The organism is Nocardia tenerifensis NBRC 101015, assembly GCF_000308715.1.
Lineage (GTDB): Bacteria > Actinomycetota > Actinomycetes > Mycobacteriales > Mycobacteriaceae > Nocardia > Nocardia tenerifensis.
This window is the reverse complement of sequence record NZ_BAGH01000218.1, coordinates 1-8,411: the sequence shown is the minus strand read 5'-3', so window position 1 is coordinate 8,411 and position 8,411 is coordinate 1. Positions and strand designations below refer to the sequence as shown.

10 protein-coding genes are annotated in these 8,411 nt (G+C 69.2%); 5 read left to right on the top strand and 5 right to left on the bottom strand.

Features of this window, described 5'->3' with window-relative positions; translation table 11 throughout:
• On the top strand, positions 1-1,461 hold a 1,461-nt coding region (locus ON39_RS18170), incomplete at its 5' end, for an ABC transporter substrate-binding protein (RefSeq protein ID WP_157195491.1).
• A 417-nt stretch (positions 1,462-1,878) separates the two neighbouring features.
• Here the strand turns inward: ON39_RS18170 and ON39_RS18165 are convergent.
• Entirely contained in the window at positions 1,879-2,277 is a 399-nt protein-coding gene (locus ON39_RS18165; RefSeq protein WP_040735597.1) for a pyridoxamine 5'-phosphate oxidase family protein, read from the bottom strand.
• Between the two features lie 141 nt (positions 2,278-2,418).
• Here ON39_RS18165 and dprE2 point away from each other — a divergent pair, with 141 nt between their 5' ends.
• A complete protein-coding gene (gene dprE2, locus ON39_RS18160; protein ID WP_040735596.1) occupies positions 2,419-3,174 on the top strand; it encodes a decaprenylphospho-beta-D-erythro-pentofuranosid-2-ulose 2-reductase in 756 nt (251 codons plus the stop codon).
• A 518-nt stretch (positions 3,175-3,692) separates the two neighbouring features.
• Here dprE2 and ON39_RS18155 read toward each other — a convergent pair.
• Positions 3,693-3,971, bottom strand: coding sequence for a hypothetical protein (locus ON39_RS18155; RefSeq protein ID WP_040735595.1), 279 nt, complete (start codon positions 3,969-3,971; stop codon positions 3,693-3,695).
• Between the two features lie 287 nt (positions 3,972-4,258).
• Between ON39_RS18155 and ON39_RS18150 the strand changes: the two genes are divergently transcribed.
• The 3 genes from ON39_RS18150 to ON39_RS50665 all read left to right on the top strand — a co-directional run bounded on the left by ON39_RS18150 (position 4,259) and on the right by ON39_RS50665 (position 6,967).
• Positions 4,259-5,524 carry a bifunctional cobalt-precorrin-7 (C(5))-methyltransferase/cobalt-precorrin-6B (C(15))-methyltransferase gene (locus ON39_RS18150; protein ID WP_040735594.1) on the top strand — a complete coding sequence of 422 codons (1,266 nt, stop codon included), beginning with the start codon at positions 4,259-4,261 and terminating at the stop codon, positions 5,522-5,524.
• Positions 5,525-5,603: 79 nt separating this feature from the next.
• Positions 5,604-6,224 carry a DUF8020 domain-containing protein gene (locus ON39_RS50670; RefSeq protein WP_040735592.1) on the top strand — a complete coding sequence of 207 codons (621 nt, stop codon included), beginning with the start codon at positions 5,604-5,606 and terminating at the stop codon, positions 6,222-6,224.
• Positions 6,225-6,235: 11 nt separating this feature from the next.
• Entirely contained in the window at positions 6,236-6,967 is a 732-nt protein-coding gene (locus ON39_RS50665) for a cobalt-precorrin-6A reductase (protein WP_246003106.1), read from the top strand.
• Here the strand turns inward: ON39_RS50665 and ON39_RS18135 are convergent.
• The 3 genes from ON39_RS18135 to ON39_RS18125 form a co-directional block, all read right to left on the bottom strand.
• Positions 6,953-7,483, bottom strand: coding sequence for a PadR family transcriptional regulator (locus tag ON39_RS18135; RefSeq protein ID WP_040735591.1), 531 nt, complete (start codon positions 7,481-7,483; stop codon positions 6,953-6,955). The two genes, ON39_RS50665 and ON39_RS18135, sit on opposite strands and share 15 nt — an antisense overlap.
• A gap of 74 nt (positions 7,484-7,557) precedes the next feature.
• Entirely contained in the window at positions 7,558-7,824 is a 267-nt protein-coding gene (locus ON39_RS18130; RefSeq protein ID WP_040735590.1) for a hypothetical protein, read from the bottom strand.
• A 32-nt stretch (positions 7,825-7,856) separates the two neighbouring features.
• A partial coding sequence (locus ON39_RS18125; RefSeq protein ID WP_169335893.1) for a precorrin-3B C(17)-methyltransferase occupies positions 7,857-8,411 on the bottom strand: 555 nt, incomplete at its 5' end.

Below are 8,411 nucleotides of genomic sequence, written 5' to 3'. Positions count from 1 at the left end.
ACCCAGATCGTGCCGCCGCCGCCGTGGTGGCGTAAGTGGGCATTGGCCGCGGCGGCCGCCGTGCTGGTCGTGGGGGTGGCTGTCGGAGGGGTCGTCGTTCGCGATCGGCTCGAGCACTGCGGTGACGGCGTCGTGCACAGCGGTCCGTACGAGGAGTGCACCGGATTGACCGACGGCAGCGTGATTTTCGCGCCGGAGCTGCGCGACCTCGAGGAGCGGATCCGACGGGAGAACGACGACGTGGCCGGCTCGGGCGTGGCGCACGTCAGCATCGCCGTATTGCTGCCGATGACGTTGCGCGGCACCGGCGACGAGATCGTGACGAAGACGTGGGTCCGGCATCAGCTGGAGGGCGCGCACCTGGGTCAGCTCGCGGCGAACCACGCGACCACCTGGGGAAGCCAACCACGGATTCGGCTATTGCTCGCCAACGCGGGAAGCGGTCTGGCGCAATGGAAGTCGGCGGTCGACGAGCTCGAGAAGCGTCGCGATCGAGAGCACATCGTCGCGGTGACCGGCATCGGACTCAGCGTCGGCAACGCGGTGAGCGCCATGCGACGGCTGGCCGAGTCGCGGATGCCGATGGTCGGCTCGACGCTCACGGCCGACGACCTGTCCACCATCCCTGGCCTGCTGCGGGTATCGCCGACCAACACCGCGCAGGCGCGGGCGGCCGCCGCGTTCATCAAGCCGGACGCGCACCGTGCGCTGCTGGTTCGCGACGAGAACCCCGAGGATCACTATCCGCAGACGCTGGCCGATGAGTTCACCGTCTCCTTTCCCGATGCGACGCACGGATTCTCGGGTCCGACCGAGAAGTATGACTCGCGAGACATCAACGTCGACAACACTTTTCAGTACATGATGCCGAATGTCTGCCATGCCGCGCCGGAGGTGGTGTACTTCGCCGGAAGGGCAAGGCACGCCGTGACATTCATCAAGGCGCTCGCCGACCGTGGTTGCCCCAAGGGGCCGATCACCGTGCTCACCGGCGACGACATGGCGTCCTATGCCGCGCCGGACGACGCCATCCAAACCGCGCTGGATTCCGGTGTATCCGTTGTCTATACCGGTCTGGCACATCCTCAGGCGTGGCAGTCGAACAAGGACGCATTCAACCTGCACTCCATCGCGCAGTTCGCCGCGGGGTGCCAAGGGCGCGTCTGCTATCGCGAATTGTCCAGCGACGGACTGGAAGACGCGGCGGCCATCACCGGCTACGACGCGGTGGCGACCGCCGTCCAGGCGATCCGGCAGGCGGCCGGTGCGGCGGGCAATGTCGTGCGCGCCGAGGACGTGCTGCAGTCGATGAACCGGTTGCACGGCACGACGGCGGTGCTTGGGGCCAGCGGGACCCTGGACTTCGACGAGGTCGGCAACCCGGTCGACAAGCCGGTGCCGATGCTGCGGGTGCTACCCGGGAAGACGCCGGAGTTTCTGCGGTTGTCCCTGCCTGATTAGCCGACCCGGGGTAAAGCTGTCGAGGTCCGCTGTCTCGGATGCGCAGACGTAATCGGCGCGGCGTGCACGGCCGAGCTCTCGAGCTACCGTCTCCAGTGCTCCCTCGAAGGCTTTGCGAAAAGTACGTGTGGAACGTCGCCCCCAGTACGAATCAAGCGTCTGTGGCGCACTTCGGGTGGTCTCGGTAGTTCGGGCGGCGCCGTGACTGTTATCGCAGCCTCGATAGCCTGGTCGAGTCGTGGGTCGATGAGGTTGCGGATCTGCGTGCGGGATTTTGTCGGCGGCGAGTAGCCCGAGTAATGCGGGTCCGCCGGGCATCGGTATCGAGTGGGTGCCGCTGCCCGACCGATCAGTGTCCGGCATGTCCTGTCACTGGAGTGTCAGGGATGTGCTGTCAGTGGAGAGCGATCAACCGAACTACGTCAGGGTGCGGCTGGAGAGGACGCGGCCGACCTCGATGACGATGACGACGCGCGTCGGGTTCTCGCGGGGGACGCGGTAGCGGAGGGCGTAGCGGCGTTCGGCCTCGGCGACGGCGTCGGGGTCGTCGAGCACTGTCGCGGGGCCCTCGAGGGTCAGCCATCGGCGGCCCTCGACCTGGCTGACGGCCGCGTAGCCGCCCCGGCGCGCGTTGCGAACCTTCGCCGAGGCGCCGTCGGTGATCACGCGGACCAAGCCGGCCTCCGCGTCCCAGGTGAATCCCACCGCGACGACGTGCGGCGTGCCGTCGGCCCGCAGCGTGGTCAGGGTGGCGAGGTGGCGCTCGGTGACGAACTCGAGCGCGGCGGGGGACAGCTCTACGGTCTGCGTCGGCATGCCCTGACGGTAGCGCTCGTTCCCGAGCGGTGACTCGGCCGGTATGGCCGCGGCGGACGGTGGTACCCGCCCGTTCTCGCGACAAGACGCCGGGATGTCCCGTGGTCAGCGCCGCGGCGGGGAGATGACAGACTATGCGCCATGGGATTGCGAGGGATTGCCGAGGGGACGGTGCTGCTGCTCGGCGGGCGCAGCGAGATCGGGCTCGAGGTGGCGCGGCGGCTCGCGCGCGGGCAGGTGGTGATCCTCGCGGCGCGGCGCAGCGACGAGCTGGCGGAGCAGGTCGCGACGCTCACCGAGGCCGGCGCGGCGCAGGTGCACTGCGTCGAGTTCGACGCCGACGACACGGCGAGCCACCCCGCCTTCTTCGACAAGGTCGTGGCCGAACACGGTCAGCTCGGCGTCGCGGTGCTCGCCTTCGGTGTGCTCGGCGATCAGGCTCGGGCGGAACAGGATCCGGCCCACGCGCTCGCCGTCGTGCACACCGACTACGCCGCCCAGGTCAGCGTCCTCACCATCCTCGCGAATCTCCTTCGCGCGCAAGGTGAAGGGCAGCTCGTCGTCTTCAGCTCGGTCGCGGGCGCGCGCGTACGCCGCGCCAACTACGTCTACGGATCCGCGAAAGCGGGTCTCGACGGTTTCGCCTCCGGACTCGCCGATGCCTTGCACGGCAGCGGTGTTCACCTTCTGCTCGCCCGCCCAGGCTTCGTCATCGGCCGCATGACCGAGGGCATGGAGCCCGCTCCCTTCTCCAGCACTCCCGACCAGGTAGCCGCCGCCGTGGTCAAGGGCCTGCACAAGCGCGCGGGAGTGGTCTGGATCCCCGGCATCCTGCGCCCCGTGTTCTTCGCGATGCGGCTACTGCCCCAAGCCATTTGGCGCCGGATGCCGCGGTGAGCCGCGAGCGGCGGGTGAGCGGTGTTGTGCCGCAGCGACTGGCGTCCGATGCCGCGGTGAGTCGCGAGTGGTGGCCGAGTGGTGCTGTGCCGCAGCGGCTGGTGTCGGTTGCGGCGGTGGGCCGCGAGTGGTGGGTGGGTGGTGTTGTGCCGCAGCGACTGGTGCCGGTTGCCGCGGTGAGCCGCGAATGGCGGGCTAGTGATGCTGTGCCGCAGCGACTGACTAATCGTGTTGTACTGCAGGACCTCACGGGCGGCGTTGTGCCGCAGCGACTGGCGTTGGTTGCGGCGGTGGGCCGCGAGTGGTGGGTGAGTGGTGTTGTGCCGCAGTCCCTGACGCGGGGTGTGGTGCCGCAGTCCCTGACGCGGGGTGCGGTGCCGCAGTCCCGTGTGAGCGGTGTCGTGCCGCAACGAGGGGCGGGCGGGGCTGCGGTCATGCGCCGGGCGAGTCGCGTCGTGTGGCAGTGCCACGTGGGTGGTGCTGTGCGGCAGCGTCCCGGAACAGGTTTTGTGCCGCAGCTACATGCGAGCCGCGATGTGCGGCCACGGCTTGTGCGAAGGATTGCGGAGCGGCAGCCCCATGCGCGCAGCGCGGTGGTGCGCAGCCACGTGGGCGAGGTTAGGCGGCACCGTGCCATCAGCGATTTCGTGCCGCCGCATCTCGGAGGCGGTGCTGTGCGGCGGTGCCATGTCAGCGCTGTTGTGCCGCCGCGCCTGGTGAATAGGGCTGTGCCGCAGCATGTCGAGCTGAATGCTGTGCCGCAGTGCCTCGTCGGCCGCGTTGTGCGGCGGCTTCATGCGCGTGGTGTCGTGCGACAGTGCTTCCTGAGTGGCTTTGTGCCGCAGTCTCCCTCGCAGAGCGTTGGTGCGCAGTGCTACGCGGGCTCCATCATGCGGCAGCGCCTCGTGAGCGGGATGGTTCGGCCACGATTCGCGAGGGGCGTTGTGCCGCAGCATCTCGAGCGGAGGGCTGTCCCGGGGAGGCTCGCGGATGGGATGGAGCGGCGGCGTCATGTGGGTGGAGTTGTGGAGCAGCGGCTTGGAGCTGTTGACCTCGGGTCGCGCTGGCCGGTGGGTGGTTGGTGATGGCGGTGTTGTGGTCTGGGCCGCAGGTTGTGGTGGTGGGGATCGGGGCTGATGGGTGGGAGGGGTTGGGACGGGCGGCGCGGGAGGCCGTTGCGGGGGCCGAGGTGCTTTTCGGGTCGGTGCGGCAGCTCGGGCTTGTGCCGGAAGGGGATTCGGTGGGGGAACGGGTGGGGTGGCCGTCGCCGTTGGTGCCCGCGTTGCCGGGGTTGTTCGAACGGTATGCGGGGGCGCGGGTGTGTGTGCTGGGTAGTGGGGATCCGATGTTCTATGGCATCGGGGTGACGTTGGCACGGTTGTTGGGGTCGGAGTCGTTGCGGGTCTTGCCGCAGCCGTCGTCGACGTCGCTGGCGTGCGCGCGGCTGGGGTGGGGGGTGGCGGCGACGCCGGTGGTGAGTGTGGTGGGGCGGCCATTGGCGACGGTGCTGCCGGAGTTGGCGCAGGGGCGGCGGGTGCTGGTACTCAGCGCCGATGAGCGAACGCCTGCGCAAATCGCGGAGTTGCTGGGTCGCAATGGTTTCGGAGATTCGACGCTGACTGTGCTGGAGCAGTTGGGGGGTCCGGCGGAGCGTGTCGTGGCGGGCATCGCGAAGCAGTGGGGACATCCCGCCGGTGATCCACTGAACGTCGTGGCGATCGAGTGCGCCGAGGATCCGGGGCATACCCGAGCGTCGAGACTGCCCGGCCTGCCGGACGAACTCTTCACTGGCGACGGCCAACTCACCAAGAACGAGGTACGCGCCCTGACCGTGGCCGCGCTCGCCCCCGCCCCGGGTGAGCTGCTGTGGGACGTCGGCGGCGGATCGGGCAGCATCGCGATCGAATGGTGCCGCACGCACCCCGCCTGTCGCGCAGTCACTTTCGAGCGGCTGGAGTCGCGGCGCAAGCAAATCACCGATAACGCGTCAGCCCTGGGTGTTCCGCACATATCCGTGCGCGGCGAGGTGTCGGCGGAATTACGGCAATCCGAATTCCCTTCGCCCGACGCCATTTTCATCGGCGGCGGGCTGACCCAGCACGGCCTATTCGAGACATGCTGGTCACAGCTGCGCCAAGGCGGCAGGCTCGTCGCGAACGCGGTGACCGCCGAGTCGGAGTCGCAGCTGCTCACCTGGGCGGCCGAGCACGGCGGCACGTTACGGAAGTTCCAGATCTACCGCGCGGAGCCACTGGGATCTTTCACGACTTGGCGTCCCCAGTTGCCCGTCACGCAATGGTCTGTTGTGAAAATGCACAAGGTCGGGCCACGAAATGCGGTCCGCGAATGAAACGCGCGCACGACAGCGGGTAGGGTCGGGGCCGAGATCCGATCATGATCGGAAATCCGGTTCCTGATGGGGAGATTGAATGAAATACAAGAAGTTCGCCGCCACCGCACTTTTGGCCATCGCCGCCACCGGCGTCACGGCAGGCACCGCGTACGCCGCGCCCGTGCCGGCACCGCCCGCGCAGGAGCAGACCGCGGCCGCTCCGACCGTGCAGGGCCAGGACCAGGGCGTCAGCTACGCTCTGCAACTGGCCGACGCGGGCAAGTCCGTCGTCACCAACGTCACCGGCGGCGCGTTCAGCCTGGCCGCCGACCAGCAGTCGGTCGTCCTGACGAACGCCGCGGGCGCGACCGTCACCACCATCCCGCTCACCACCACCGCCAAGGGCGAGCAGGTGCGGATCGCCGCGGCCATCGCCGAGGACGCCAAGCAGTTGACGCTCACCCCGCAGGTCGCCCCGGGCGCGAACGCGCCGGTCGCGGCCGAGTTCATCGGCGCGCAGGAGTGGTTCTTCGCCGAACTGCAGCGCGCCTCGCTCGGCGCGCTGGTGGGCGGCTTGATCGGCGCCGCCGTCGGCTTCCTGTTCTTCGGGGTCGGGCTCCTGCCCGGCGCGGTGCTCGGCGCGCTCATCGGCCTCGCCGTCGCGGGCGGGCCCTCGCTGCTGAACGCCGGCATCGCCTACTTCAGCGGCCAGCCCTGAAAACCCTGATATTGGGCGGCACCCGGGAAGCCAGGGAGCTCGCCCACCTCGCCTCCGGCGAGCGCGGAGTCGACATCGTCTCCTCGCTCGCCGGACGCGTTCGCGACCCCCTGCTCCCGGATGGCGCGGTGCGCGTCGGCGGTTTCGGCGGGGTCGATGGTCTGCGGGAATGGTTGGGGTCCAACGGGATCGACGCCGTGGTCGACGCCACCCATCCGTTCGCGGGCCGCATCAGCGCCAACGCGGCCGCCGCGGCGGCGCAGCTGCACCTGCCGCTCGTGCACCTGCGACGGCCCGGCTGGTCCGCACGGCCCGGTGATCGGTGGATTCGAGTACCCGATCTGGCCGCCGCGGCAGAAGCCGTGGGCGAGTTGGGCGATCGAGTCTTCTTGACCATCGGTCGCCAGGGCGTCGGCGCTTTCGCCGGACTGCACGATCGCTGGTTTCTGATCCGCGCCATCGATCCGCCCGAGGGCGCGCTCCCGCCGCGGCACGAATTACTGCTCGCCCGTGGGCCTTTCACGGTCGACGAGGAGGCGCGGCTGCTGGTGGACCGGCGCATCGATGTGCTCGTCACCAAGGACAGCGGCGGCGACCAGACCGAGGCCAAGCTGATCGCCGCCCGTGCGGCGGGGCTCGCGGTGGTCGTGATCGACCGGCCGCCACTGCCCGAGGGCGGGGCGGTCGTGGAAGATGTTGCCCAGGTGCTGGATTGGCTCCGGGCGTGCTCAGCCGCCCAGTAGCTCGGGCAGACGGTCGAACCAATCGAGCACCGCGCGTTCGTAACCGATGCCGAAATCCATTGTGGCGCGGGCGAACACGGACATATCCGACGGATCCTCGTCGAGATACCTAGTGAGCCGCGCCTGATGAATCTCCCTGTTGGCGGCGATGATTCGGTCGAGGTGCGCGCGATCGAGATGGTCGCCGAAGGATAGCGTCAACAGCAATGGGAAGCGGATGTTCTCGCCGCCCGGATCGCGAGCGATCCACTCCAGGAACGCCTCCCGGCCCAGGTCGGTGATGAGGTAGGGGGTGCGCTCCCTGGCGCCCGGTTCCCCCTTCTCGACCAGGCCGGCCGCGTCCATGGTGGCGAGCTCGCGGTAGACCTGGCTTTGCGTGATGGTCCAGAAGTCGCCGATGCGGTCCTGGGCCTCGGCCACCAGATCCCAGCCCGACATGGGTCCTTCGTGCAGAAATCCGAGCAGCGACGCGGCCGTGGAGTTCAACGGCTTGCGGCTGGTCGCGGTTTTCGTCAACCGACTGCTCCCTTCGCTGTCAACATTCCATAGTGGAATGTTATACGAACGTGCGCCGGATCGCCTCGCCTGACCTACTTGCCGGCCAGCTGATCCAGCCGGGCCAGCACCAGCGCCATGCCCTCTTCCAGTCGTGCTTGGCCGAGGCGCAATTCGACCAGGTCTTCCTCGATCTTCCCGGTGCGCTCCGCGATCCGGTCGATGCCGTCGAGCGCCTTCCTGGTGAGCTCCGCGAGTTCGGTGAGGACCGCACCCTGCTCGTCGAGGGCCTGTTCGCCGGCGGTGGCTCGGGCCTCCAGGGCTCGGGCGCGCAACGTCAGCTCCGACAGTGTCGCGGCCAAGATCCCTCCAATCGTCAGTGCGTCAGGAGATCTTACGCGCCGGAGCGGGGCACGTCGCCCGTGCAGGCGTAGCGACGCGAGGTGTAGACGCGCACGCCCTGGTCGGTGGCCACGGCCGCCGTGGTCGACGCGCCGATGATCAGCAGCGTGCGCATGTCCACCTCGGCCGGGTCGAGCTCGGCGAGCGAGACCACCCGCACGGACTCCGTCGGACCGCCGACGTCGCGCCCGAGCACCACGGGCGTGTCGGGCTTGCGGTGCTCGAGCAGCAGATCGCGCATGGCGCCGACCTGCCAGGTGCGCTGTGACGAGGCGGGGTTGTAGACGGCGATCGCCATATCCGCGGCGGCCACCGCCGAGAGTCGTTGTGCGACAACCTCCCACGGCTTCAGGCGGTCCGAGAGCGAGATCATCGCGTAGTCGTGACCCAGCGGCGCGCCGACGCGGCTCGCCACCGCGTTGGCCGCCGTGAGCCCCGGCAGCACCCGCACCGGCACGCCGCGCCACTGCGGGTCGGCGGCCTCCTCCAGCACCGCCGCCGCCATCGCGAACACGCCCGGATCGCCCGACGACACCACCGCGACCCG